Source organism: Stenotrophomonas sp. GQ19 (assembly GCF_059758695.1).
The window spans coordinates 58593-85024 of record NZ_JCAXES010000011.1; the positions used below are offsets into that span (position 1 = coordinate 58593).

The 26432-nt window shown below is 66.6% G+C and carries 20 protein-coding genes and 1 pseudogene; 11 read left to right on the forward strand and 10 right to left on the reverse strand.

Annotated features, from left to right (window positions below; all coding sequences use genetic code 11):
* Positions 1 to 90 precede the first annotated feature (90 nt).
* From AC6CHL_RS18010 to AC6CHL_RS18030, 5 genes are read left to right on the forward strand one after another with little or no spacing between them, the layout of a single operon-like run.
* Positions 91 to 687: a GNAT family N-acetyltransferase gene (locus AC6CHL_RS18010; protein WP_038689735.1), complete on the forward strand. Its 597-nt coding sequence runs from the start codon at positions 91 to 93 to the stop codon at positions 685 to 687.
* 13 nt (positions 688 to 700) lie between these two features.
* Positions 701 to 1495, forward strand: a complete 795-nt coding sequence (minC, locus tag AC6CHL_RS18015) for a septum site-determining protein MinC (RefSeq protein WP_463600574.1) — start codon at positions 701 to 703, stop codon at positions 1493 to 1495.
* 35 nt (positions 1496 to 1530) lie between these two features.
* Positions 1531 to 2340, forward strand: coding sequence for a septum site-determining protein MinD (gene minD / locus AC6CHL_RS18020; RefSeq protein WP_038689737.1), 810 nt, complete (start codon positions 1531 to 1533; stop codon positions 2338 to 2340).
* A 2-nt stretch (positions 2341 to 2342) separates the two neighbouring features.
* Positions 2343 to 2603 (forward strand): cell division topological specificity factor MinE, encoded by a 261-nt coding sequence (gene minE / locus AC6CHL_RS18025; RefSeq protein WP_017355894.1) that lies wholly within the window; start codon positions 2343 to 2345, stop codon positions 2601 to 2603.
* Positions 2604 to 2648: 45 nt separating this feature from the next.
* The gene (locus AC6CHL_RS18030; protein ID WP_498295621.1) at positions 2649 to 3134 is read left to right on the forward strand and encodes a hypothetical protein; all 486 of its coding nucleotides are present in this window, start codon (positions 2649 to 2651) and stop codon (positions 3132 to 3134) included.
* 259 nt (positions 3135 to 3393) lie between these two features.
* Here the strand turns inward: AC6CHL_RS18030 and AC6CHL_RS18035 are convergent.
* From AC6CHL_RS18035 to AC6CHL_RS18050, 4 genes and pseudogenes are all read right to left on the reverse strand, one after another.
* Positions 3394 to 3534, reverse strand: a pseudogene (locus AC6CHL_RS18035) (DUF819 family protein); the annotation flags it as partial.
* Positions 3535 to 3719: 185 nt separating this feature from the next.
* Positions 3720 to 4964 carry a DUF819 family protein gene (locus AC6CHL_RS18040; RefSeq protein WP_448133226.1) on the reverse strand — a complete coding sequence of 415 codons (1245 nt, stop codon included), beginning with the start codon at positions 4962 to 4964 and terminating at the stop codon, positions 3720 to 3722.
* Between the two features lie 303 nt (positions 4965 to 5267).
* On the reverse strand, positions 5268 to 7331 hold the full coding sequence (locus AC6CHL_RS18045) for a dipeptidyl-peptidase 5 (RefSeq protein ID WP_498295623.1): 2064 nt from the start codon (positions 7329 to 7331) through the stop codon (positions 5268 to 5270).
* Positions 7332 to 7466: 135 nt separating this feature from the next.
* A complete protein-coding gene (locus AC6CHL_RS18050; RefSeq protein ID WP_498295624.1) occupies positions 7467 to 9437 on the reverse strand; it encodes an OPT family oligopeptide transporter in 1971 nt (656 codons plus the stop codon).
* 223 nt (positions 9438 to 9660) lie between these two features.
* Between AC6CHL_RS18050 and AC6CHL_RS18055 the strand changes: the two genes are divergently transcribed.
* A complete protein-coding gene (locus AC6CHL_RS18055) occupies positions 9661 to 10812 on the forward strand; it encodes an acetyltransferase domain-containing protein (protein WP_498295626.1) in 1152 nt (383 codons plus the stop codon).
* Positions 10813 to 11037: 225 nt separating this feature from the next.
* Positions 11038 to 12813 carry a peptide MFS transporter gene (locus AC6CHL_RS18060; RefSeq protein ID WP_448133223.1) on the forward strand — a complete coding sequence of 592 codons (1776 nt, stop codon included), beginning with the start codon at positions 11038 to 11040 and terminating at the stop codon, positions 12811 to 12813.
* A gap of 70 nt (positions 12814 to 12883) precedes the next feature.
* On the opposite strand, the gene AC6CHL_RS18065 is transcribed toward AC6CHL_RS18060, so the two are convergent.
* Together AC6CHL_RS18065 and AC6CHL_RS18070 are read right to left on the reverse strand one after the other, a co-directional pair.
* Positions 12884 to 14857, reverse strand: a complete 1974-nt coding sequence (locus AC6CHL_RS18065; protein WP_498295628.1) for an alpha/beta hydrolase family protein — start codon at positions 14855 to 14857, stop codon at positions 12884 to 12886.
* A gap of 664 nt (positions 14858 to 15521) precedes the next feature.
* A complete protein-coding gene (locus AC6CHL_RS18070) occupies positions 15522 to 16157 on the reverse strand; it encodes a LysE/ArgO family amino acid transporter (protein WP_038689752.1) in 636 nt (211 codons plus the stop codon).
* A 135-nt stretch (positions 16158 to 16292) separates the two neighbouring features.
* Between AC6CHL_RS18070 and AC6CHL_RS18075 the strand changes: the two genes are divergently transcribed.
* Both AC6CHL_RS18075 and AC6CHL_RS18080 read left to right on the forward strand, forming a co-directional pair.
* Positions 16293 to 17198: a LysR family transcriptional regulator ArgP gene (locus tag AC6CHL_RS18075; protein ID WP_137188886.1), complete on the forward strand. Its 906-nt coding sequence runs from the start codon at positions 16293 to 16295 to the stop codon at positions 17196 to 17198.
* A gap of 309 nt (positions 17199 to 17507) precedes the next feature.
* On the forward strand, positions 17508 to 18092 hold the full coding sequence (locus AC6CHL_RS18080) for a hypothetical protein (protein ID WP_498295630.1): 585 nt from the start codon (positions 17508 to 17510) through the stop codon (positions 18090 to 18092).
* 29 nt (positions 18093 to 18121) lie between these two features.
* Here the strand turns inward: AC6CHL_RS18080 and AC6CHL_RS18085 are convergent, their stop codons facing one another.
* From AC6CHL_RS18085 to AC6CHL_RS18100, 4 genes are all read right to left on the reverse strand, one after another.
* Positions 18122 to 18634, reverse strand: a complete 513-nt coding sequence (locus AC6CHL_RS18085; RefSeq protein ID WP_498295631.1) for a hypothetical protein — start codon at positions 18632 to 18634, stop codon at positions 18122 to 18124.
* Positions 18610 to 19737, reverse strand: coding sequence for a PAAR domain-containing protein (locus tag AC6CHL_RS18090; protein WP_498295632.1), 1128 nt, complete (start codon positions 19735 to 19737; stop codon positions 18610 to 18612). The genes AC6CHL_RS18085 and AC6CHL_RS18090 overlap by 25 nt, the downstream gene beginning before the upstream one ends.
* Before the next feature lie 189 nt (positions 19738 to 19926).
* Positions 19927 to 20430 carry a hypothetical protein gene (locus AC6CHL_RS18095; protein ID WP_038689760.1) on the reverse strand — a complete coding sequence of 168 codons (504 nt, stop codon included), beginning with the start codon at positions 20428 to 20430 and terminating at the stop codon, positions 19927 to 19929.
* Complete coding sequence (locus tag AC6CHL_RS18100) at positions 20415 to 21533, reverse strand: PAAR domain-containing protein (RefSeq protein ID WP_081797250.1); 1119 nt, start codon at positions 21531 to 21533, stop codon at positions 20415 to 20417. The genes AC6CHL_RS18095 and AC6CHL_RS18100 overlap by 16 nt, the downstream gene beginning before the upstream one ends.
* 207 nt (positions 21534 to 21740) lie before the next feature.
* On the opposite strand from AC6CHL_RS18100, the gene mqo reads away from it, so the two are divergent.
* Positions 21741 to 23438 (forward strand): malate dehydrogenase (quinone), encoded by a 1698-nt coding sequence (gene mqo, locus AC6CHL_RS18105; RefSeq protein ID WP_038689762.1) that lies wholly within the window; start codon positions 21741 to 21743, stop codon positions 23436 to 23438.
* 762 nt (positions 23439 to 24200) lie between these two features.
* On the forward strand, positions 24201 to 26393 hold the full coding sequence (locus AC6CHL_RS18110) for a TonB-dependent siderophore receptor (protein ID WP_498295635.1): 2193 nt from the start codon (positions 24201 to 24203) through the stop codon (positions 26391 to 26393).
* Positions 26394 to 26432: the final 39 nt, after the last annotated feature.

A 26432-nucleotide genomic window follows, 5' to 3' on the forward strand; every position in this document is an offset into this window, starting at 1 on the left:
ATGGGCGGCGATTCGCCCGGGCCCGCCACCCGTGCAATAATCCGATGAGGGTCCCTTGATGGACCAACCGCGTTACCCCACGGAGTCACAATGTCGATTGTCATCCGCGACGTGCGCGAGCACGAGCTCGATTCCGTCCTGGCCCTGAACAACAACGCCGGCCTGGCCATCCTGCCGCTGGATGCCGCCCGCCTGCGCCTGTTCTATGAAACCGCTGAGTATTTCCGCGTCGCCGAGCGCGACGGCAACCTGGCCGGCTTTTTGATCGGCTTCGGCAGCGACAGCCAGCACGACAGCAGCAACTTCGCCTGGTTCCAGCAGCAGCTGGACAGCAAATTCTTCTATATCGACCGCATCGTGGTCGCCAGCCGCCGTCGCGGCGGTGGCGTCGGCCGTGCGTTCTATGCCGATGCACAGAGCTACGCCGAGCTGCGCTACCCGCAGATGACCTGCGAGGTGTTCCTGGACCACGGCGCCGACGCGGCGCTGCTGTTCCATGGCAGCTTCGGCTTCCGCGAGGTCGGGCAGAACAACATGGCCCACGTCGACGTGCGCGCCAGCATGCTGCTCAAGGACCTGTGCAGTTACCAGTGGGTACACGCTACCTACGGCGACCAGCTGCCCGACGTGCCCTGGGTGGGCCATCGTCGCGAGCCGCTGCGTGCGCACCGGCCGACGGGGACCTGAGGTGGCGGCGAACATGGATTTTGAACAGGCCGGTGAACTGAAGATCGGCCAGGTGGGGATTGCCAACCTGCGCATCCGCACCCTGGATGTGGAACGCCTCACCCGCGAGATGCACGACCGCGTGGCGCGTGCGCCGAAGCTGTTCGGGCGCGCCGCGGTGATCCTGGATTTCGGCGGGCTCAGCCAGATCCCGGACGTGGCCACGGCCAAGGCACTGCTGGATGGGCTGCGCAGCGCCGGCGTGCTGCCGGTGGCGCTGGCCTACGGCACCACCGAGACCGAGCTGCTCTCGCAGCAGCTGGGGCTGCCGTTGCTGGCCAAGTTCCGCGCGCAGTACGAACGCGCCGAGCTGGACGCGGTCCCGGTCGCCCCGCCGCCGCCCGCCCCTGCGCCTGCGCCTGCGCCTGCGCCGGAACCGGCACGGCGTGCACGCGCGGCCACGCCGGCCGCCGTACCTGCCACCCCGGCCAAGGCACCGCAGCCGGGCCGCATGCAGACCAGCAACGTGCGCTCGGGCCAGCAGCTGTACGCAGAGAACTGCGACCTGACGGTGATGGCCACGGTGGGCGCCGGGGCCGAGGTGATCGCCGATGGCAGCATCCATATCTACGGTACGCTGCGGGGCCGTGCCCTGGCCGGTGCCCAAGGCAACACCACGGCACGTATCTTCTGCCGTGAATTCCATGCTGAACTGGTCGCCATTGCCGGCCATTACAAGGTACTGGACGATGTTCCGGACACGCTGCGCGGCAAGGCCGTGCAGGTGTGGCTGGAGCAGGACCAGATCAAGATCGCGGCGCTGGACTGATCCGGCGCCCAACCATATGAATCAGGAGAAGTCCTTTGGCTGAAATCATCGTAGTCACTTCCGGCAAGGGCGGCGTGGGCAAGACCACCAGCAGCGCCAGCCTGGCATGCGGCCTGGCGCGGCGCGGCAAGAAGGTGGCGGTGATCGACTTCGACGTCGGCCTGCGCAACCTGGATCTGATCATGGGGTGCGAGCGCCGGGTGGTGTACGACTTCGTGAACGTGGTGCACGGCGAAGCGACACTCAAGCAGTCGCTGATCAAGGACAAGCGCTTCGACAACCTGTACGTGCTGGCAGCCTCGCAGACGCGCGACAAGGATGCGCTTACCCAGGAAGGCGTGGGCAAGGTGCTGAAGGACCTGGCCGCGGACGGTTTCGAGTACATCATCTGCGACTCGCCGGCCGGTATCGAGAAGGGTGCGTTCCTGGCGATGTACTACGCCGACCGTGCGGTGGTGGTGGTGAACCCGGAAGTGTCGTCGGTACGCGACTCGGACCGGATCATCGGGCTGCTGGACTCGAAGACGCACAAGGCCGAGTCGGGCCAGAACGTGCCGGCGTTCCTGTTGCTCACGCGCTACAGCCCGGCCCGGGTGGAAAGTGGCGAGATGCTGAGCATCACCGACGTTGAGGAAGTGCTGGGCCTGAAGGCCATTGGCGTGGTGCCCGAGTCGGGCGACGTGCTCAATGCGTCCAACAAGGGCGAGCCGGTGATCCTGGACCCCGAATCGGCGGCGGGCCAGGCGTATGAAGATGCGGTTGGCCGCATTCTTGGCGAAGAGCGTCCGATGCGCTTCACCACCGTGGAGAAGAAAGGCTTCTTCAGCAAGCTGTTCGGAGGGTAAGCATGGGACTGTTCGATTTCCTGAACCGGAAGAAGACGACGGCCGAAACGGCGAAGAACCGCCTGCAGATCATCATTGCGCAGGAGCGCAGCCATCGCGGTGGCCCAGACTACCTGCCGCTTCTGCAGCGTGAGCTGCTGGAAGTGATCAAGAAGTACGTGAACATCGACGCGGATGCGGTGAAGGTCGATCTGGTGAAGGACGGGGAGCACGATGTGCTCGATATTTCCGTCGCCTTGCCGGAAGGCCCGCAGCAGCCCTGAGCCTTGTCGCCCCTTCCGGACGGGAGGGGCGGTTGAATGCATGCCATGACGACCGACGTTGCCGCCGCCGATGTGCAGGTTACCTGCGTCGGCGATATCCACTTTGATGATGCCGTTGCCCTGCTTGCCGCGCACGACCTGCGGCTGCACCGGGTAGCCGCCGCCGCGCCGATTCCAGGCAGTTACTGGGGCGAGCCGGAGGCGGGCATCATCGGCAGCGATGTGTACGTGCGCGACGACACGCCGGTGCACTCGATGCTGCACGAGGCCTGCCACCTGATCGTGCTGCCACCGGAGCGACGCGCGCTGGTGCACACCGACGCCACCGATTCGGTCCCCGAAGAAGACGCCACCTGTTACCTGCAGATCGTGCTGGCCGGGCAACTGCCCGGCGTGGGTAGCGACCGCCTGATGCTGGACATGGACGCGTGGGGGTATACGTACCGCCTCGGTTCCACCCGGGCGTGGTTCGAGCAGGATGCGGAAGATGCCAAAGCGTGGTTGATCGAACGCGGCCTTCTTCCTGCGTAAATCCGCACGCGCGGTTAGTCCTGGGCGCGTGGCGACGCGCCAACCCTGTAGGCGCCAAGGTGTTCACTCGGCGCGGTTCGAGCAGGATGCGGAAGATGCCAAAGCGTGGTTGATCGAACGCGGCCTTCTTCCTGCGTAAATCCGCACGCGCGGTCATTCCTGGCGGCCTTGATCCCCGGTAGTGCCGGCCGCTGGCCGGCAACCAGGCTATGCGTCACTTGTCCAGGAGATTGCCGGCCAGCGGCCGGCACTACCCGGATCAGCCCTGCCCCGCCATCGCGCGCAGGGTGATGCCCACGATGTACGCCAGATACGTCCCAGTGGCATACCCCATCGTCCCCAGCAGCACCCCAACCGGGGCGAGCGACGGATGGAAGGTCGCCGCAACAACAGGCGCAGCGGTTCGAGCAGGATGCGGAAGATGCCAAAGCGTGGTTGCTCGAACGCGGCCTTCTTCCTGCGTAAATCCGCACGCGCGGTCATTCCTGGCGGCCTTGATCCCCGGTAGTGCCGGCCGCTGGCCGGCAACCAGGCGATGCGTCACTTGTCCAGGAGATTGCCGGCCAGCGGCCGGCACTACCCGGATCAGCCCTGCCCCGCCATCGCGCGCAGGGTGATGCCCACGATGTACGCCAGATACGTCCCAGTGGCATACCCCATCGTCCCCAGCAGCACCCCAACAGGCGCAAGCGAAGGATGGAAGGCCGCCGCAACAACAGGCGCAGACGCCGGCCCGCCGATGTTGGACTGCGAACCAATGGCGAAGTAGAAGAACGGCACCTTCAGCACCCGCGCCAATGCCCACAGCAACACGATGTGCACCGCGATCCAGATGATGCCGAGCAGGAACAGCCACGGCCGGTCCAGCAGCGCCAGCAGATCCATCTGCATCCCGATGCAGGCAATCAGGAAGTACAGCAGCAGCGAGCCCAGCTTCGACGCCCCCGCCCCTTCCAGGTTGCGCGCGCGCGTGAAACTCAACGCCAACCCGCACGTCGTGGAAATCACCACCACCCACACGAACGGCGCGTCCAGGCTGAACTGCGACGCCCAGGACACATGGCCCTTGAACCACGCCGACAGCGGCCCCGCGATCGCGTGCGACAGCCCCACCGTGCCGAAGGCCACTGCCACGATCAGCATCAGATCGGTCAGGCTCGCCACCCGCTCATGCTCGCTGCGGAACTTCTCGATACGCAGCTTCAGCTCGTCGATGCCCGACGTATCGGCCCCGCTGCGCGCATCGATTTTCGCCGACCGCCCGGCCAGGAAAATCAGCGCCGCCATCCACACATAGCCCACGCCCACGTCCACCACCGCGAACTGGCCGAACGTGGTGGCGTTGACGTCGAACACCTCGCGCATCGCCAGCATGTTCGCGCCGCCGCCGATCCAACTGCCGGCCAGCGCCGCCATGCCGGCCCACGTGTCGCCGGCCACCGTGTCCGGGTGCAGCCACTTCATCAACTGGAACGCCACCACCGCGCCCAGCATGATGCTGAAGGACGCGCCCAGGTACATCACGATCAGTTTCGGCCCGAGCCGCAGGATGCCCTTGATGTCCACCGCCAGGGTGAGCAGCACCAGCGCCGCCGGCAACAGGATGTCGCGGGCGATCGGGTTGTACAGGTGCGTGTTCTGGCCGTCGATCAGCCCGAACGTGTTGTAGATGCCCGGGATCAGGTAGCACAGCAGCAACGCCGGCACGACGGTATAGAAGCGCTTCCACAGCCCCTGCTCGCGCGAGGCGGTCCAGAACACGGCCCCGAGGGTGGCGGCGATCAGGCCGAAGACGACGATGTCGTTCTGGATCAGGGCGGGAGCTTTCACGGGTGTGGAGTACCTGGAGGAGGGGCGTGCGATTCCACACGTTTCGGGAAAACAATCACCGGTAGAGCCGACCGTTGGTCGGCTGCTCTTTTACGGCAGCCGACCTACGGTCGGCTCTACCGGTTACACCGCCGACGATGGCCGGTTACACCGCGGCCGATCACCGGCTACACAGCCGCCGATCACCGGTGATACCGCGGCCGATCACCGGCTACACCGCGGCCGATCACCGGTGATACCGCGGCCAACGAGACCCGGTGCCATGAAGAAGCGCCGCCCCATGGGGCGGCGCGTCCATCCGGCTTATTCGCCGATGTGCTGCTTCAGCCAGCCGTTGACGGTGTCGTGCCACTGCACGCTGTTCTGCGGCTTGAGCACCCAGTGGTTCTCGTCCGGGAAGTACAGGAACTTGGACTCGATGCCCTGGCGCTGTGCGGCGGTGAACGCGGCCAGGCCCTGTTCGACCGGAATGCGGTAGTCGAGCTGGCCGTGGATGATCAGGATCGGCTTCTTCCAGTCGGACACGTGGTTGACCGGATTGAACTTCTCGTAGTTGGCCGCCTTCTGGTACGGCGTGCCGCCCTGCTCCCACTCGGTGAACCACAGCTCTTCGGTGGCGTAGCCCATCATGCGCTGGTCGAACACGCCGTCATGGTTGACCAGGCACTTCCACGGCGCATTCCAGTTACCGGCGATCCAGTTGACCATGAAGCCGCCGTAGCTGGCGCCGAGCGCACAGGCCTTGTCGCCGTTGAGGAAGGCGTACTGCTTCTGCGCCGCGGCCCAGCCCTTCTGCAGGTCTTCCAGCGGGCGGTCGCCCCAGTGCTGGCTGATCGCGTCGGTGAACGCCTGGCCGTAGCCGGTGGACCCGTGGAAGTCGATCATCACCACCGCGTAGCCCTGGCCCGCATAGGTCTGCGGGTTCCAGCGATAGCTCCAGCCATTGCCGAAGCTGCCCTGCGGGCCGCCGTGGATCAGGAAGGCCACCGGGTAGGTTTTGCCTTCCTGGTAGTTGTACGGCTTGACCACGTAACCGTGCACGGTTTCGTTGTTCCAGCCCTTGAACTGGAACTGCTCGTAATCGCCGAAGGCCACGTCGGGCAGCATCTGCGCCGCGCTCGGGGTGATCTCGCGCGGGCTGCTGCCGTCGGCGCCGGCCACCACGATCTGGTCACCGCTCTTGAGGCTGTTCTTCGTGTACGCCAGGGTGGTGCCGGCGATCACCGGCGAGCCGATGCTGCCGCCCTCGGCGACGACCGTGGCCTTGCCGCTGGCGATGTCGATGTTGAACAGGCGATGCTCGCCGAGGTCATCGGCGGCGGTGTAGAAGCTGCTGCCGTCGGCGCTCAGCACGATCTCGCCGGCCGAGCGGTCCCAGGTCGGGGCAATGTCGCGGGTCTTGCCGGTGGCCAGGTCCAGCGCCATCACACCGAAGCGGTCGGCTTCGAAGCCCGGGCGCTTCATGGCGCGGTAGTACAGGGTCTTGCCGTCGGCGCTGAACACCGGGCCGGCATCCCAGGCCGGGTTGGCGGCGGTCAGGTTGACCGGCGCCTGCTTGCCGTCCACGTCCAGCTGGTACAGGTCGAAGTTGGTCGACCACGGTTCCTGCTTACCGGCCACGCGGATGGACGCCACCACGGTCTTGCCGTCCGGTGCCCAGGCAAAGTCGTCATTGCCGCCGAACGGCTTGGACGGCGCATCGCCATCCAGGGTCGCACTGATCGCCGAGGCGCCCTTCACCGCCGCGCCCTTGGCCGCCGGCAGCGGGGCGACGAACAGGGTGTTGCGGCGGCCATCGTTCCAGGTGTCCCAATGGCGCACGAACAGGTTGTCGAACACTTCGCCGGTGTTCTTGCGCGCCTTGTGCGCGTCCAGCTTCTTGCTGGTGCAGGCCAGGTCCGAACCACAGGCCTGGAACACGCCACTGCTGAACACCACGCGGTCGCCCTGCGGGGAGATGTGGAAGCCGTCCACGTCGACCGGGAAATCGGTCAGCTGGCGCGGGGTGCCGCCGCTGATCGGCTGCACGTACAGCTGCTGGCTGCCGCCCTTGGCACTCAGGAAGTACACGCTCTGGCCGTCGGCCGACAGCGCGGCCGAGTTGACGTTCCAGCCGGCCGGGGTGAGCGGCTTGGGCGGGGCGGCGTCGCGGGTGCGCAGGTTGCGGATGAACAGGCCGGTGCTGGCCTTGCTGTCGGCGCCGACCACGCGCTTGGCGAACACCACGTTGCCACCGTCGGCGGTGAGCAGCGGGGCCGAAACCCGATCCAGCGCGATCATGTCGCGCACATCCAGGCCACGCGTGGCGGCCAGCGACGGCAGTGCGGTCAGCAGGCACAACGGCAGCAGGGCGTAACGAAGTTTCATCGGGTTCTCCGCGGAACGGCAAAACGCCGATGGTAGGGCCGAGGGGGTAGCCGTTGCAAAGGCCATCGGTCATGGCGCCGCCCGGAAACGACAAACCCCGCCGGGGCGGGGTTTGTCGGGCATCACACCAGTCGGTCAGACCTTGCCGCCGGACCGCTTGCCGGTGCGGTAGATCAGCCAGCCCACCAGGAACAGCACGGCCAGGCCGATCCAGTCGGCACCCGGCAGGGCGAACGGCAAGGCCAGCACATCGGCGCGGCCGCTGAGCACGATCGGGATCGCAATGGCGATACCCATCAGCGCTTCACCGGTGATCAGGCCGGCGGCGAACAGCACGCCCGGCTTGTGCACGCGGTCGCGGCCTTCTTCGTCCTCGGCACGCACCTTGTGGAAGCGCTCGACCAGGTAGGAGATCAGGCCGCCCAGGAAGATCGGCACCATCAGCTCCAGCGGCAGGTAGATGCCGATCGCTGCGGCCAGCACCGGCACGCGGAAACGGGAACCGCGCGACTTCAGCCAGCCATCGAAGGCGATGATCAGCGCACCGATGCCCGCACCGATGGCGATGAAGGTCCACGGCAACTGGCCACCGAACAGACCCTTGGCCACCGAGGCCATCAGGTTGGCCTGCGGCGCCGCCAGCGCGTTGGGGTGCGCGGCGGTCGGCGCACCGATGCCGTACGCGGTGGCCAGCAGGTTCAGCACCGGCGCCATGATCAATGCGCACGAGAACGCACCGATGCCCAGCATCAACTGCTGCTTCCACGGGGTCGCACCGACGATGTAGCCGGCCTTGAGGTCCTGCAGGTTGTCACCGCCGACCGCGGCGGCGCAGCACACCACCGCGCCGATCATGATGGCCGCCACCGCACCCAGCGGGGCACCGCCCACGCCGACCGGGGTCAGGCCGCTCTTGCCCAGCAGCACTACCAGCACGGCCGAGGCAAACAGGATGGTGGAGATGGTGATGCCCGAGACCGGGTTGTTGGACGAGCCGATCAGGCCGGCCAGGTAGGCCGACACCGAGACGAACAGGAAGCCGGCGACGATCATGATGATGGTCATCGGGATCGACACGTGCCACTGGCCCACGATGGCCTGATACAGCGCCAGCAGCGGCAGGGTGAACACCACCAGCGCCACCAGCATCCACTTCATGGGCAGGTCGCGCTCGGTCTCGGCCAGGGCCGGACCGCCACTCTTGCGCGCGGCGGCAAAGCCGCTCTTGACGCCGCTGAGCAGTGACTTGCGCAGCGAAATCAGGGTCCACACGCCGCCGATCAGCATCGCGCCGACGCCGAGGTAACGCATCTTGGCGCTCCAGATCGCAAAGGCCGCATCGGTGGAGGACGCACTGACGATCGAGGCGGCCAGCGCCGGGTCGCTGTCCATGAAGAACGCCTGGTACAGCGGAATGGCGATGTGCCAGGACAGGATCGAGCCGGACACCACCACGATGCCGACGTTGAGGCCGACGATGTAGCCCACGCCCAGCAGCGCCGGCGACAGGTTGGTGCCGATGAAGGCGGTGATCTTGGAACTGCCGATGTAGGCCGACTGCGCCCAGGCATCGGGAATCAGGCGCATGCCGCTGGCGGCAGCGACCTTCACGAACGCACCGATCACGGCCGACACGGCCAGGATCTTCAGGCCCGGGCCGGGGTTTTCACCGGCCTTGAGCACTTCGGCGGCCGCCTTGCCTTCCGGGAAGGGCAGCGGGTCTTCGACGATCATCGAACGCCGCAGCGGCACCGAGAACAGCACGCCCAGAAGGCCACCGAGGCCGGCGATGCCCAGCACCCACCAATACTTGAAGTCCGGCCAGTAGCCCATGATCACCAGCGCGGGGATGGTGAAGATGACACCGGCGGCGATCGACGAGCCGGCCGAAGCGCCGGTCTGGACGATGTTGTTTTCAAGGATGGTGCCACCGCCCAGCAGGCGCAGCACGCCCATGGAGATGACGGCCGCGGGAATCGCGGTGGCGATAGTCAGGCCTGCGAACAGACCGAGATAGGCGTTGGCGGCCGACAGCACCACCGCCAGCACGATGGCAAGCACCACCGCGCGGAGGGTGAGCTGCTTGGGCGCAGCGTCGTTGTTCATGGATGCCCCTGATGGCAAAAAATCCCTGCCACGCTAGCGTTCATGTACGGGCAAGTCCAGTAGTGCCGGCCGCTGGCCGGCAACCTTGCACCACCCGATCGAGGCCCCTGTTGACCTACGCGTGCCGCCGCAGCCGCGACACGCCGGACTCGGCAACGTCCAAGGCCGGGCCCGTCCACTTTAGTTATGTTATATCCTATCGCACCGAGCAACTGGCGCTGCTGTGACGTATCCCCCCACCTCCCGCCTGACCTCCATCGACCAGCTGCGTGGCACCGTCATCGTGCTGATGCTGCTCGACCACGTGCGCGAAACCTTCCATATGCACCAGCAGGTCGGCGACCCGATGGCGGTGGACCAGGTCGAGCCGGCGCTGTTCGTCAGCCGGTTGTTGGCGCATCTGTGTGCGCCGGTGTTCGTGCTGCTCACCGGCCTGTCGGCCTGGTTGTACGCCAGTGGCAAGCCGGATGGGCGCCGGGCCGCGTCGTCCTTCCTGCTCAAGCGCGGCCTGTTCCTGGTGGTGTTGGAACTGCTGGTGGTCAACTTCGCGTGGACGCTGCAGTTTCCGCCCAGCGTGATGTACCTGCAGGTGATCTGGGCGATCGGTATCAGCATGATCGCGCTGGCCGGGCTGCTGTGGCTGCCACGCGGGCTGCTGGCGGTGCTGGCGCTGGCCGTGATTGCCGGGCACAACCTGCTCGATGGCGTCCGCGTGCAGGGCGACGGGGCGCTGGCCGTGCTGTGGAAGGTGCTGCACCAGCGCGACTGGATCGCTGTGACCGACGGGCTGCGCCTGCGCACCTCCTACCCGGTGCTGCCGTGGATCGGCGTCATTGCCCTGGGCTGGGTGATCGGGCCGTGGTTCGCGCGCGGCGGCGATGCCCTCCTGCGCCAGCGTCGCCTGTGGATGGCCGGCGCCGGTGCGCTGCTGGCGTTCGTCATCCTGCGGGCGGTGAACCTTTACGGCGACAGCCCGTGGCAGTCCTTCGCCACATTTGGCAGCACGCTGATGAGCGTCTTCAATGTCACCAAGTACCCGCCGTCGCTGCTGTTCCTGCTGCTGACCCTGGGCATCGGCCTGCTGTTACTGCGCCTGTACGAGCAGCCGCGCGTGGCCCGGGCGCTGGCGCCGCTGGCCGACATCGGCGCGGCCCCGATGTTCTTCTACCTGCTGCACCTGTACGTGCTGAAGCTGCTGTATGTGCTGGCCGAAGCCCGCTGGGGGCACACCCACGGCGCGTATTTCGCCGTGGACCACGTAGCGAGCCTGTGGGTGATCACCGCGGTGCTGGCACTGGCGCTGTACTGGCCGACCAGAACATTCGCGCGGTTCAAGGCGCGGCGGCGGGATCTGGCCTGGCTTCGCTATCTGTAAGCGCGCGATGCCGGGATGGTGAGGCTGCCGGCCAGCGGCCGGCACTACGACAATGGAGCGGCCGGCACTACGAGAGCGGAGCGGGCGGCAGTACGAGAGCGGAGCGCCCGGCACTACGGGAGCGGAGCGGCCGACACCACCACGGCGGAGCGGCCAGACGCGGCACGGCTGTCCCTTCGCCCCCGGCCTATACTCGCCCCCTTGTCCGCCCTGCCCGATCCCTCGATGACCGCAGCCGCCCTGCCCGCCTCCGCCACGTCCACCGCTACCGACGACTTCCTCGGCCATCCCAAGGGCGTCTACGTCTGCTTCTTCACCGAGATGTGGGAGCGGTTCTCGTTCTACGGCATGAAGGCGCTGCTGCTGCTGTACCTCACCAAGTACCACCTGTTCGGCGACAAGGCCGGGCTGGACCTGCTGGGGGCGTATGGCGGGCTGGTGTACTGCATTCCGGTGTTCGGCGGCCTGCTGGCCGACCGCTGGCTGGGCATGCGCAAGGCGGTGGTGTTCGGCGGCGTGCTGCTGGTGCTGGGGCACCTGGGCATGGCGTTCGAAGGGCATGCCGCCGTCCGCGTCGATGGCGCGGTGGTCCGCGATGACGCCGCGCTGGGCATCACCTATCTGTCGCTGGCGCTGATCATCATGGGTGTAGGCTTCCTCAAGCCCAACATCTCCACCATCGTCGGCAAGCTGTACCCGGAAAACGATCCGCGCCGCGATTCGGGCTTCTCGCTGTTCTACGCCGGCATCAACCTGGGTGCGCTGTTCGCCTCGCTGGTGTGTGGCTTCCTTGGCGAGGCCTACGGCTGGAAGTACGGCTTCGGTGCCGCCGGGATCGGCATGGTGATCGGCCTGGGCATGTTCCTGTGGGGCCAGAAGTACCTGCAGGGCCACGCCGAGCCCACCGACGTGCCCGCCCTGCGCCAGCGCGTGCTGGGCATCCGCCGCGAATGGCTGATCTATGCGGTGGCCGTGCTCGGGGTGGTGCCGGTGGCAGCGCTGATGTGGGCCGCGGCCAATGGCGCGTTCGCGCTGGGCGGTGAAATCAGCCTGGCGCTGATGTTGATGATCGTGGTGCTGGGCGGCGTGCTGGTGTGGTTCGCCTGGTTCACCGGCACCCGCTGCACGCCGGTGCAGCGCCAGCAGATGATCGCGCTGATGGCGCTGATCTTCATGGCGCTGGTGTTCTTCACCCTGTACGAGCAGACCTACGGTTCGTGGGTGACCTTCACCGACCGCCTGCTGACCAAGGACCTGGTGCCGTCGCTGGTGATCCAGGGCGGCACGCCGCTGCCGTGGTCGATCGCCTCGCTGCTGCTGGCGCCGCTGGGCTTCGTGGTGGCGGCACGGCTGTCCGAGCGCAACCCCGGCTCGACGGCACCGCGCAACCTGTTCGTCGGCATCGTCGTGCTGATGCTGGTGATGCTGGTCCGCGACTGCCTGGTGATTCCGCAGACCGCCGGTTCGCTGACCTACCTGGGCGGGTTGTTCCTGGTGGTGTTGGCGCCCTTGTTCGCCACGTTGTGGGCCTGGCTGGACCGGCGTCGGCTGGACCCGTCCAAGCCGGTGAAGTCGTCGTTCGGGCTGATCTTCGCCGCGCTGTCGTTCGTGCCGCTGGCACTGGCTGCGCAGCAGGTGGGCGCGACCGGGCAGATGGCCAGCGTGTGGTGGCTGGTACTGGCCTACCTGATCCTGGAGATCGGCGAGATGTGCCTGTCGCCGGTGGGCCTGTCGGCGGTGACCCAGCTGGCTGCGCCGCGCGTGGTCAGCCTGATGATGGGCACGTGGTTCCTGGCCACGGCGTTCTCCGAAACGCTGGCCGCGCTGTTCGGCAAGCTGGCCGCGATCGAAGTGCCCGAAGGCCAGACGATGAACATCGCCAGCGCCGCCGCCAGCTACGAACACCTGTTCTGGCTGCTGATGTGGATCGGCCTGGGCTGCGCGGCCGTGGCGCTGGCCTGTTCGCCGCTGCTGAAGAAGATGATGCACGGGGTGAAGTAAGCCGCGTGCGGGGCCATCAACAACAACGGCACCTCGCGGTGCCGTTGTTGTGTCTGCGCTGTGCGTCGGCTCAGGGCTGGGCCGGCTTGCTGGCAGCGGCGGTTTCTCCGCCCAGGTGCCGGGACAGGAACGCCAGCAGTTTGGTGTAGTACTCGCGGCGGTGCGGGTCGGTGTAGAAGCCATGACCCTCGGTCGGGTAGTACAGCGATTCCACCGGCACACCAGCCTTGTTCAAGGCCGCTTCCATGCGCTTGGTGTGCTGGATCGGCGCGCGCTTGTCTTCGCCGCCGGCCGCCAGGAACACCGGCACCTTGATCTGCGCGGCCAGGTTGACCGGTGACATCGCGCCCAGCTGCTGCGGGTTGCCCAGCCATTCCTTCAGGTAGGTTTCGCCCGAGCCCTGGCTCTGGATGTCGCCATTGGTGAACATCATCGGCAGGTCGTATACGCCCACATAGCCGGCCGCGCACTTGTACAGCGCCGGCTCCTTGGCCGCCCCCATCAACGCGGCGTAGCCGCCGTAGCTGGCGCCGTAGATGCAGATGCGCGCGGGGTCGGCATGGCCCTGGGCGATCGCCCAGCGGGTGGCGTCGGTGACATCGTCCTGCATGGCCCCGCCCCACTGGCGCGCACCGGCCGAGCGGTACGCACGCCCGAAGTTGCCCGAGCCGCGGAAGTTCACCTGCAGCACCGCATACCCGGCCGCGGCCAGCAGCTGCGGTTCGATGTCATAGCTGCCGTCATCGAAGATGCCGAACGGGCCGCCATGCGGCAGCACCACCAGCGGCAGCTTGGCGCCGGCCTTGCCAGCGGGCACGGTGAGGAACCCGTTGATGTCCAAGCCATCGCGCGCCTTGAATGCCACCGGGGTGACCTTGGCCGACATCGTAGCGTCGACCCAGCTGCTACGGCTGATCAGGTGCTCGGCCTTCTTGGCGTCGGTGTTGAAGATGTAGAAGTCGCCGGGGTTCTGTCCGGACCACGCTTGGACCAGCAGCTGCTTGCCGTCGCGGGTGCTGGAGGTGATGTAGATGGCATCGCCACCGAACGCCGCTTCGAGGCTGCGGTACAGGCGCGCGTCGGCCGAGGTTTCATCGAAGAAGCGGGTGCGCGGCTTGTCGCCCAGGTACAGCGCGCCCACTGGAATCGAGGTGCCGGGGCGGCGGATGATCCGGCTCGGGTCCACCTGCGGGTCGCGCAGCAGCGGGGTGCGCTTGCCGGTGGCCGGGTCCCACGACACGATCACGTCGGGGCCCTTGTCCTGTTCGCTGGTGAAGTAGGCCAGGCTGTTGTCGGCCGAGAAGCCGATCGCCTGTTCGATCCGGCCATTGACCGCTTCGTCGTTGACCAGCTTCCAGGTGTCGCCACTGGCTTCGCGGTAGTACAGCTTGTTGACGTTGTCGGCACCGGCGCCGTGGGCGAACCGCACCTGGCCAGCGTTGTCGCTGGTGAAGTCGGCGCGCCGCACCGGCGAGCGGGCGATGGTGGTGCGACGCCCGCTCTGTACGTCGAGGCGATCAACGCGGGTGAAGGGGTCTTCGGCGAACGGCCAGATCGAGACCAGCACGTTGCGGTCGTCCTGGGCCAGCTCATCGAACATGAAGGCGGCCACGGTTTCGACTTTCTTGGGCTGGATGCGCGTGCCGGGACCGCTGCCTTCCACGCGATAGCCGACCAGCAGTTCGCCACGGCCACCGTCGGCGTTCATGGCGTACAGCTCGCCGGTGAGGCGCGGCTGGTCCAGCGAGCCCATTTTCTCGGCCAGGCCGATCAGGACGCGCTCGCGGTTGACCCAGTCGAACGCGGTGGCATGGTTCTTGGGCGGCGGCACGAACGAGCCGACGATCTTGCCGTCGGTGCGGCGCAGGATGGCCAGTGCGGTGCGGTCTTCCATCGGCACGGTGGCCGCGTAGTACTCGCCATCGGGCGAGATCTTGATATCGGTGAACTGGTCACGCTTGAGGTAGTGCTCCAGATCCACTGCGCTGGCCTGCCCGGCCAGCATCCCCATGGCGATCAACGCCACCCACGTCGTCGTGCGCATCCTTATCCCCTGTACGTCCGGACACCCTGTCCGGGTGGCCGATTCTAGGCGTAAGCGCCGCGCGGGTGCCAGTGAGCGTCAATTCCGGCAGGCGGTGTCGCTCTTGCCCTGGGAGGATGGTGCTTCTCCCTTCGAATGGGGACAAAAAACGGTTCTTCGCCCGTCTTAGGGCAAGCAGAAGCGTACATTGACGCTTTCCAGGCGCAGCCGTCGGTGGGTCGGGCGCTGGGGTCCCATGCCCTTTCCGGCGAATGTCCTCCGGCGTCGGCCTGCGGCCGCCCCCTCCCCCTTTATTTCGCCTCCAAGGGCATGGGACCCCAGCGCCCGACCCACCGACAGCGCCAGAAAAGCCTGGCTTCCCCTGCTCACCGCAAGCTGAGCCCCGTAACAGCCGGTAGGCCCCTGGGCGAAATAAAGGAGGAGGCCGCCCCGCGGCCGGGGGACATTTGCACCTGGGGCCTACCGGCTGCTACGGGGTCCTCACGTTCGCGACCAGCCTGATCGAAGACGCCAGCCGATCCAATAGGCGCCTGCATACCCGGCCACCCGCGTCGCGTCGTGCGCACTCTGCGACGGCCCTTGCTGCAAGACGCTCCCCTCAGATGGGAGAAAAAAAAATGGCACCGCAAGCGGTGCCACTCCAGGAATACATTGAGGAGAGAGTTCAATGCATGCCGCGGAACGCGAGGGTCAAGGCGAGGATCGACAGGATCACTGCGATGGTGCCGTCGAGGATGCGCCAGGTCTTCGGCTTGGTGAACAGCGGGGCCAGCAGGCGCGCGCCCAGGCCCTGGGCGGTCAGCCACAGGCAACTGGCGGTGAACACGCCGGCCGCGAAGGCCATGCGCGCATTGCCGAAGTTTTCGGCGATGCCGCCAATGACCATCATGTCGAGCCAGAAATGCGGGTTGATCAGCGAGAAGCCGACCGCCGACATCAGCACCGCGCGGCGCGAGGTGCTGTCGCCGTCGTCCACGTGCATGCCGCCGCCACCGGCCAGCGCGCGCCGCGCCGACTGCCAGGCGTACCACGCCAGGAAGGCCACGCCGCCCCACAGCACCACGGTGGTCAGCCACGGCAGCGCCTGGGTCAGCGTGCGCAGGCCGGCCACGCTGGCGAAGATGAAGATGCCATCGATGGCCGCACAGGTGGCCACCACCGGCACGATGTGCTTGCGCAGGATGCCCTGGCGCAGGATGAAGGCGCTCTGTGCACCCACCACCGCGAACAGGCCGATGCCGGTTGCCGCACCACTGAACCACGCGGCCAGACCGGGGCCGCCGGAGATGAAGGAGAACATGGGATACCGCCTTGTCTTGCTTGTGGGGGCGGTGCCTCGCCAAGGCGTACAGCACCGGATGGCGCATATTGTCGCGCCGCAACATGGAAAAGTAGAGCTAAACTTGCTTAACCACCATTAGCCAGGCTTAAGACCATGCGGATCGACCACGCCCAGCTTCGCGCCCTTGCCGCCGTGGTCCGCGAGGGCAGCTTCGAGCGCGCCGCGCAGTCGCTCAATGTCACCTCCTCGGCGGTGTCGCAGCGGATCAAGGCGCTGGAAGACCGGGTGGGACGGCTGCTGGTCAAGCGGTCTTCGCCGGCCGTGGCCACCCCCGAGGGCCAGGTGCTGGTGCAGCTGGCCGAGCAGACCGCCCTGCTCGAGCACGACGCCCTGCACCGGATGGGCCTGGCCGACGAAGACCTGCCGCAGGCCAGCATCCCGGTGGCGGTGAACCACGACAGCCTGGAAACCTGGTTCCCCGAGGCGGCGCGCAGCTTCGCCTCGCAGACCGGGACCACCCTGGACCTGCGCCTGGAAGACCAGGACCACACCGTGGCGCTGCTGCGCCAGGGCGCGGTGCTGGGCGCGGTTACCACGCTGGATGAGCCGGTGCAGGGCTGCCAGATCCACGCGCTGGGCAGCATCCGCTATGCCGCCACCTGCACCCCGGCCTTCCACGAAAAGCACTTCTCCAAGGGGGTCAACGCGCAGTCGCTGGCACAGGCCCCGGTGCTGGTGTTCAACCGAAAGGACGACCTGCAGGCGCGCTTCGCCCGGCGCCTGGCCGGCGAGGACCTGCCGCTGACCGCCCCGACCTGGTGGATTCCCTCCACCCGCGCCTTCGTGCAGGCCAACCTGGGCGGGCTGGGCTGGACCATGAACCCGCTGCCGCTGGTCAAGCGCCACCTGGAAGCTGGCCGGCTGGTCTACATGAAGCAGCGCGCGTGGGAAGACGTGCCGCTGTACTGGCAGCACTGGAAGGGCGATGTGCAGACAATGGCCCTGCTCACCCGGGCCGTGCTGGCCGCCTCGGCGGCGCTGGTAAGAAAGAAGCGATGACCCCCAGCCCGTAACGCCGACCGCGGGTCGGCTGCAGAAATCCAACGCCCCCGTGCAACGCCGACCGCTGGTCGGCTGCACAAATCACCGTTCACACCCCCGGTAGAGCCGACCGTTGGTCGGCTGCACAAATCCACCGTTCACACCCCGCGGTAGAGCCGACCGTTGGTCGGCTGCACAAATCCACCGTTCACACCCCGGTAGAGCCGACCGTTGGTCGGCTGCCTGACCAGGGCCGTACCCAAGCCCTACACGACCCGACCACCCCGCCCAGCGCAGCATCAGCGCAATCCAGCCACGGGGGCCTCAATGGACAGCGATCTGGTCTACCTGCATATCCGGGTGGTGCTCAGCATCATCCTGGGCCTGAGCATCACCACCCTGCTGCGCGGGCTGGCCTCGATCATCGAGCACCCGAAACGACGTGGCTGGTCGTGGATCCACCTGTGCTGGGTAGTGTGGGCGCTGGTGTCGGTGGTCACCTTCTGGTGGTGGGAGTTCCGCCTGGGCGAGGTGCGGCACTGGAACGTCGAGACCTACCTGTTCGTCATCGGCTACTGCGCCTCGTGGTTCATGTTGTGCACCCTGCTGTTCCCCGACGACGTGCGCGAGTTCGGCAGCCTGGAAAACTACCTGCTGCAGCGGCGCGGCGGATTCTTCGGGGTGCTGGCGCTGATCACCGTGCTGGACCTGGTGGACACCGCGATCAAAGGCCACAGCCGCTGGCAGATGCTGGGCCAGGCGTACTGGGTGCATACCGTGCTGATGCTGGCCATTGCCGCGTTGGGCATGACGATGAAAACCCGGCGGGGCCACCTGTGGCTGGCACTGGCGGCGCTGGGCTACCAGTGCGGGTATTTCGCAGCGGAGTACTTCACGCTGGGGAGCGATTGAGCCAGCGCCCGGCTCTCGGCGGCATGCGGCTACCGATCAGATAGGGGTAACGCTCCACCATCGTCCCCGTGGACATGGATCTCATGCCGGACAACGTCTGCGCTTTTCCCAGGGGCGCCCGCGGCGAGATTCACCGAGAATTCGGCGATGAGGTCAACCGGACGCGACGCCATGCTGTTGATCTCGGTGGCAAATATCCGCCACGTATACGCCACCGATTCGGCGGGGGCCAGCGTTTGAGGGTTCTGGCGTTGGCGCGCGCCCGCCAGGTTGGTTCTCAGCTGCAGCGTTCTGCCGCTCTGCACATCGGTCAGCAGCACACTTGGGCCGCGCCGGCGGAAGTGCGCGATGGGCAATTCGACCGGGGCATCCCTGGTATTGCGCAGTGTCAGTTCCACCCTCAGGTCGCTGCCGTGGAAGCGGCAGGCGGCGTCATCAAGACACCGCACGCTCAGCGCGACGCCATCCGACAGCCGAGCCGTCTCGCCCGCTACCGCAGGAGACGCCCCCAATAGAATCAACGCCGCAATCGTATCTCGCATGCTATTTCCCGTCCGGTCTCATCGCGTAGCAGCTCCTGAACTTCCCGGGCGACGTTCCAGGCGTGCCTCGGAACGGCTTCATACCTGAAGGCCTCATAGCCCGACAGGAGCGTGGCGAGCGGATCGTCCATCTCGCGGGGCTCTCCTGCCTGGATCACCTCGCCATCGACCGTTCCATCCGGACGAAAATAGTGGACGTAATAGTCATTATCGACAATGTAGCCGTATTCGTCCGGAATGCCGATGCAGTGGGCGAATTCATGGGCATAGGTAAATGCGTCGGTGGTCGTGGACGCACTGAGGACGGAAGCATCCACATTCTCGCGCTCGAGCGCCCCATGCAGTGCAACGACACAATCCTGTCCATGCGCCACCCATTCCACCTGATACCTCAGCGGGAAGGAGCGAACGCCACAGAGCGGATCATTCACCTCGAGGGCGTACCGACGATTCCAGTAAGTATCCACGCCTGCGTCCATGCGCTCACGGGCAGTTTGTGCATGCACTGCCTCCACTCCGGCCTGTCGGATCACCAACATCTTCACCGTGACCACTAAATCGCCGCCCCGTTTTGCGGGAACCTCGACATGGAACTTGACGTAGTAAGGCTTGCTCACTTTCCTGCCGGTGGGGTCATACGTCTGGTAGTACCGCCCCTCGGCATTTTCTGAGATGTGCCTGCGGTAGTCCCGCATCCAGCACCGGGGATCCGACAGCGGCGTCGTATCAGGCGCCGCTGGCGTCAGCGTGGAGGAGTAGTGACCCGCGGCGGCTCCGCTGGCGACGTCCATGTGCGCGTGTGGCGCAGGCTGGACGCCCGGGTTGGCATCTGCGGCACCATGTTCCACTGAGACCAGCCACTGCTTCCCCGCCAGGAGCATGCAGCCGCAACTCGCCTTGTCCCCCTCGCGGGCGACCGGCTGGCCATCGATGATCAGGGTCACATCACCGCTGGCGATGACGCCTGGTCCATGGACCGCGCACACCACCGGGTCATTCACCCGGGCCACTGCCTTTCCGTCGATATCGGTGTATGGCGAGCCTGACACCACGGCTCCGCCAAGATGAAGCCGGTCGCCGGCCACCACGAGCATCCTCGCCATGCACTCCCCCCATCCAACGTTGAAGGGGAAAAAGTCTAGGCAGCGCTGACGCGCTGGACGCGGGTGCGCAGCTGCCTTGCAGCCCTGGCGGGCGTCCGCAGCCTTTCAGGCGTATGGCGGGATGACGCCATCGGCCATTCGTGCGCGGCATGCGGTGCATGCCGCCGCATGTTTACAGGGAGCGGCGCCTCAGCGCGCGCCCTCGCCCACCCGGCCGTCCACGATGTGCAGTTTGGCGCGGATGATGGTGGCGTCTGCGCCCTTGCGCTCGGGCGTGATGTTCAAACCGAACACCGCGTCCAGATCGATCGGGCGCAGTGCGAAGTCGGTGATTTCCTTCGGGGTGATCGGCCAGGTGAAGCGCACCGACTGGCCCGGGGCCAGCGTCTCCAGGTCCTTGAGCATCAGGCCGTCGACAGGATTGCGCCGCAACTGCTTTTCCTTGCCCGAATGGCGGTCCACCAGGCGCACGGCCGGGCCGCGCTTGCGCAGGAAGGCCACGGGCAGCGACACGTTGTTGCGGCCGCTGTTGCGCAGCTCCAGCTCGACACGCACGTCATCGCCAAGGAAACGGCACTGGGCATCATCGATGCAGCGGGCGTGGAGTTCGATCATGGGGGCGGGTTCCGGGGTCTGGGCAAACGTGGGTGAGGCGGCAAACAGGGCAATCAGCGGAATCAGGAAACGGTGCATGTTATCTCCCGGCCAAGGTCGCGGCGGAGTAGTTCCTGCACCTCGCGACCTATGTTCCAGGCGTGCCTGGGGTGGGTACGGGTGGCATGGTAGGTGGACATGATGGTGGCCAGCGCATCGGTGCTGTCGCGGAACGCCAGCGCCTCCACCGTGGCCGGATCGACACTGCCATCCGGGCGTATGTAGCGCACGGTGTCCGGGGCGTCGTCCTCGTTCTCCGAGTACTCGTCGGGCAGGCCCAGGCAGTGGGCGAACTCGTGCGCGTAGGTCCACCCATCCGTGGTGGTGGCAACGTAGACCGTGGGCGGATCGACCATCTCGCGATCGTAGTCCTTGTGCAGCAGCAGCGTGTAATCCTGCCCTGCATCGACCCAGTGGATCTCGTAGCGGATCGGGAAGGACCGCGTGCCGCACTGCGGGTCGTTCACCGCCAGGGTGAACTTGCCGTTCCAGTGGCTGGCCACACCTTCCATCATGCGCAGTTTGGCGGTGGTGACATCGCCCGGCGTAACCCCGGCCAGCGCGGTCACGCGTGCCTTGATCGACACCACCACATCGCCACCGGACTTGGCCGGCACGGCAATGTGGTAGGACACCGGGAACGGGCCTTCGTACTTGGTGCCCTGCGGGTCGAGGGTTTCGAAGTAGCGGCCATCGGCATCCACTGCGATCTGCGCTTCATGGTCGCGCAGCCAGCACTGCGGCGGCGGCGGGGTCTGCGACGGCGGCGACGCGGTGGCCGTCTGTTTCAGCACCGCCCCGGCCAGCGACACCGCCGCAGCGATCACCGCCGCCTTGCCTGCGCCGCCACTGCTGCCCTTGGCCCCGCCGCTGCCACCGGCATCCACGCTGACCATCGCCTGCTGGCCAGCCAGCAGCGTACAGCCGCAGCTGGCCTTGTCGCCGTGGCGGGCCACCGGGTTGCCGTCAATGATGAGAGTGGCGTCGCCGCTGGCGATCACCCCGGGGCCATGCACCTTGCAGACCACCGGGTCGTTGACCCGGGCGACGGCGCGCCCGTCGATATCCGTGAACGGGGAACCGGCTACTACCGTACCGCCCAGATGGAGGTGGTCACCGACCACGACCAGCATCCTTGCCATTGCGTACCTATCTTTATTTCGACGTATTCAGCCTTGTCAGTTTAACCGGAGACTCCCTGCCACCGGCACCCCGTCGGATGCTGCGTTGCACCAAATCCGTACCAGAAAGGGCTAAAATCCGTGCCAGGAAGCCGCTTTGAGCCCGTCTTCACAGGCTTGCGCGCCAACGGCGGCATCCTTTCCATATCTCCCCCCTTTGAGATTCCCATGAAAAAACTCGCGAAGGTCGTCCTCGGCCTGTTCGTGCTGCTGCTATTGGTGGCGGCCGTGTTCCTGTACTGGCCGCTGCATCAGCGCTCGGTCCCGGCCGCCGGCAACGACAAGCCGGTAGACGTCGTGCTGGTCGGTGGCGGCATCATGAGCATCACCCTGGCCACGTTCCTGCAGGAGCTGCAGCCGGACTGGAACATCCAGGTGTATGAGCGCCTGGACGGCGTGGCGCTGGAGAGCTCGGACGGCTGGAACAACGCCGGCACCGGCCACTCGGCCTTCGCCGAGCTGAACTACACCCCGGAACTGCCCGACGGCAGCATCGAGACCAAGCGCGCGGTGGGCATCGCCGAGCAGTTCGAGATCTCGCGCCAGTTCTGGTCGCACCAGGTGAAGGCGGGCCGGCTCAGCCAGCCGTCGGACTTCATCAACCCTACCCCGCACATGAGCTTCGTCTGGGGCGATGACAACATTGCCTACCTGCACAAGCGCCAGCAGGCGCTGGTGAAGAACCCGCTGTTCTACGGCATGCAGTACTCCGAAGACGCCGCGCAGATCAAGCAGTGGGCGCCGCTGCTGATGGAAGGCCGCGACCCGAAGCAGAAGGTGGCCGCGACGTGGATGCCGCTGGGCACCGACGTCAACTTCGGCGTGATCACCCGCCAGCTCACCGCCGGCCTGCAGCGCAGCCCGAACTTCCAGCTGCACCTGCAGCACGAAGTGGGCGCGCTGCGCCAGAACGATGACAAGACCTGGAACGTGACCGTGAAGGACCTGACGTCCGGCACCGAGTCCACGATCAAGTCGCGCTTCGTGTTCATCGGTGCCGGTGGTGCGGCGCTGAAGCTGCTGCAGCTGTCGGGCATTCCCGAATCGAAGGATTACGCCGGCTTCCCGGTGGGCGGCCAGTTCCTGGCCTTCCAGAACCCGGCCGTTGCCGGACGCCATTCGGTAAAGGCCTACGGCATGGCCGAAACCGGGTCGCCGCCGATGTCGGTGCCGCACCTGGATGCGCGCAAGCTGGACGGCAAGCCGGTGGTGCTGTTTGGTCCGTTCGCCCTGTACAGCACCAAGTTCCTCAAGCACGGTTCGTGGTTCGACCTGTATTCGTCGGTGAACCACAACAACGTGGCCGGCATGCTGGACGTGGGCGCGGAGAACCTGGACCTGGTGAAGTACCTGATGGGCCAGGCGCGCTTGAACGATGCCGACCGCCAGGCCGAACTGGTGAAGTACTTCCCCAACGCCAAGCGCGAGGACTGGAAGCTGGTCACCGCCGGCCAGCGCGTGCAGATCATCAAGCGCGATCCGGAGAAGGGTCCGGTGCTGCAGTTCGGCACCGAGATCGTGACCGACAAGGACCACACGCTGGCCGCGCTGCTGGGTGCCTCGCCGGGTGCCTCGACCTCGCCGCCGATCATGCTGGACCTGCTGAAGAAGGCGTTCCCGCAGCAGATGGCTGCCGGCTGGGAAGCGCGCCTGCAGCAGATCGTGCCGTCCTATGGGCGCAAGCTCAACGAGAGCGCGGCGCTGACCAACGAGATCCGCCGCCAGACCAGCGATACGCTGAAACTGCCCTACCTGGACGTGCCGGTGGAGACCTCGCCGGCGGTGATGCTGACCCCGCCGCCGGCCAACGCGCCGGCGCAGAAGCAGAAGAGCCGCAACGCCAACGAGGAGCTGCAGGCGCTGTAACACCTGCCGCGTGCGTGAATCAGATCCGGCCCCATCGTGGGCCGGATTTTTTTTGCGTTCTTCGCCCCTGATCAAGCGGGGTAAGTAGAAGCGTGCTTTGAATTTTTGCGGGCGCGGTTGGTGGCGGATCGGGCGCTGGGCCCCGATACTTTTTCCGGCGAATGTCCTCCGGCGTCGGCCTGCGGCCGCCCCCTCCCCCTTTATTTCGCCTCCAAGCGCATCGGGGCCCAGCGCCCGACCCGCCGACCACCTCCCAAAAGCGTGGCGTCCACCTGCGCACCGCAAGCCGAGCCCCGTAGTGGCCGGTAGGCTCCTGGGCAAAATAAAGGAGGAGGCCGCGACCGCGGCCGGGGGACATTTGCACCAGGGGCCTACCGGCCACTACGGGGCCCTCACGCTCGCGACCGCCCCGATCGGAGACGCCGATCCAAACGTCACCTGGCACACCCGGCCACCCGCGTAGCGTCGTGCTCACTCCGCGGCGGCTCTTGCAACACCACGCTCCCCTCAGAGGGGCTCCAGCCGCATTCAGTATTTGTAAAGCGAATGAGAACGCTTTACATTTACGTACCCCTGCGCTGCCGGCGCGGGCCGGGACGGCCTCAATGGACTGCCGCCGGGCCTGCTGCACGCCCCACGGCCGCAATGGCGCCACCCGCTGGCTCCCACCCCAGAAGGATCTACCGCCTGGCGCCCCGAGCGCCCGGCGTGCTGTGCCTGCCGCCCGCTGTTTCCCTCCCGAGACCGATTCGAGACCTGCGCATGTCCCTCCGCGATCTTTCGCCCCGCCCCCTCCGCCGCGCCCCGCTGGGCCTGGCCCTGCTCTCCGTGCTGTCGCTGGCCTCGCCCCTGGCCCAGGCCGACACCGCCGCCGACGCCAGCGATGCCAAAACCCTGGACAAGGTCAGCGTGCTGGGCGAGCGCGCTGCGCCGTCCAGCACCACGCGCCTGCCCATCAGCCTGCAGGAAACCCCGCAGTCGTCCAGCGTGATCGGCCTGCAGCGGCTGCAGGACGAATCGCTGTTCAGCCTCAACGACGTGATGCGCAACGTCACCGGCGTCAGCGTGTCCTTCTATGACACCCAGCGCCCGCTGTACTACGCGCGCGGCTTTGCCATCACCGACTTCCAGGTGGATGGCATTCCCACCTACAGCGGCTCGACCAACCAGGAATACGACACCGCTTTCTACGACAGCGTGGAAGTGATCCGCGGCGCCAACGGCCTGCTCAGCGGCGCCGGCGTGCCCTCGGCCACGGTCAACCTGCTGCGCAAGCGCCCGGGCAAGGAGTTCGACGCGTCCTTCTCGGTCAGCGCCGGCAGCTGGGACTATCGCCGCATGGAAGCGGACGTGACCGCGCCGCTGACCGCCGACGGCCGCTTCCGCAGCCGCGTGGTGGCCGCCTACACCGATCGTGATTTCTATTACGACCGCTACAAGGAAAACAAGATGGCCGGCATGGCCGTGCTCGAAGGTGATCTCACCGACAGCACCACCGTGACCGTGGGCTACCAGACCCAGGACAACAACCCGGTCGGCTCGACCTGGGGCACCGTGCCGTTCTTCGACAGCCAGGGCAACTTCGCGCACCTGCCGCGCTCGACCAACGTGGCCCCGAAGTGGAGCTACTGGCAGCGCGAAACCAGTACCGTGTTCGCCAACCTGGAACAGCATTTCGGCGAGAACTGGCTGCTCAAGGTCAACACCGCCTACACCCGTGGCAACGTGCAGAACGTGCGCCTGTATGGCACCGGCTACCCGGACCCGACCACCGGCGCGGGCATCTACCTGCGTACGGCCGCCGGCGATTCGGAAGACACCCGGCGCAACGTGGATGCCTACCTGAGCGGCACCTTCAATCTGTTCGGCCGCGAGCATGACGTGACCCTGGGCGGGCAGTGGTCCGACCTGGAAAGCACCACCAACACCCTCGCCCTGAACTACCCCACCTACTGGGCGCGCTGCGGCACCGAGCGCTGCTACTACATCCCCAACATCCGGTCGTGGGACGGCGACATTTCCGAAGTGACCTACACCCGTACCGGTGCCCGCCGCGTGGCGCGCACCCGGCAGAGCGGCGTGTACCTGGCCACCCGCCTGCGCCTGGCCGATCCGCTGTCGCTGATCGCCGGCGCGCGCCTGAGCCGCTGGGAGACGCTGACCCGCGCCTACAACGTGGCCGGTGCGTATACCGCCACCAGCGGCGCCTACAAGGTGAAGGACGAAGTGACGCCGTACGTGGGCCTGGTGTATGACATCACCCCGCAGTTCTCGGTCTACGGCAGCTACACCGAAATCTTCAATCCGCAGAACTTCAAGGACAAGAACGAGAACCTGCTGGCGCCGGTGCAGGGCTCCAACCTGGAAGCGGGCATCAAGAGCCAGTGGTTCGACGGCCGCCTGACCGCCAACGCGGCGGTGTTCGAGGCCAAGCAGGACAACTACGCGATGCGCGACATGAGCGTGCCGGACGGCTCGCTCAGCGACGGCAGCTCGGCCTACATCGGCGTCAACGGCACCAAGGCGCGCGGCTGGGAAGTGGACATCAACGGCGAGATCCTGCCGGGCTGGACGGTCAATGCCGGCTTCACCCACGTCAAGGTGACCCGCGCGGCCACCGACCAGCTGTACGCCAACCCGGCCGAAGACCTGCTGCAGCTCAACACGCAGGTGCAGCTGCGCGGCGCGCTGTCGCGCCTGAGCGTGGGCGGCGGCGTGCAGTGGCAGAGCAAGGTGCAGGGCTACAACATCCCCTACCCGCTGGGTGGCACGGTGACGGTGAACCAGCCGGCGTATGCGCTGGTGCAGTTCAACGCCAACTACCGCCTCACCGACAACTGGACGGCCACCCTGAGCGTGCGCAACGCGCTGGACAAGACCTACTGGGCCAACCTGGACTACAACAACTACGGCGAACCGCGCTTCGTGGCGGCCAGCCTGCGCTGGACGTTCTGAGGCTGCCGGGGGTCATGGGGTTGCCGGCCAGCGGCCGGC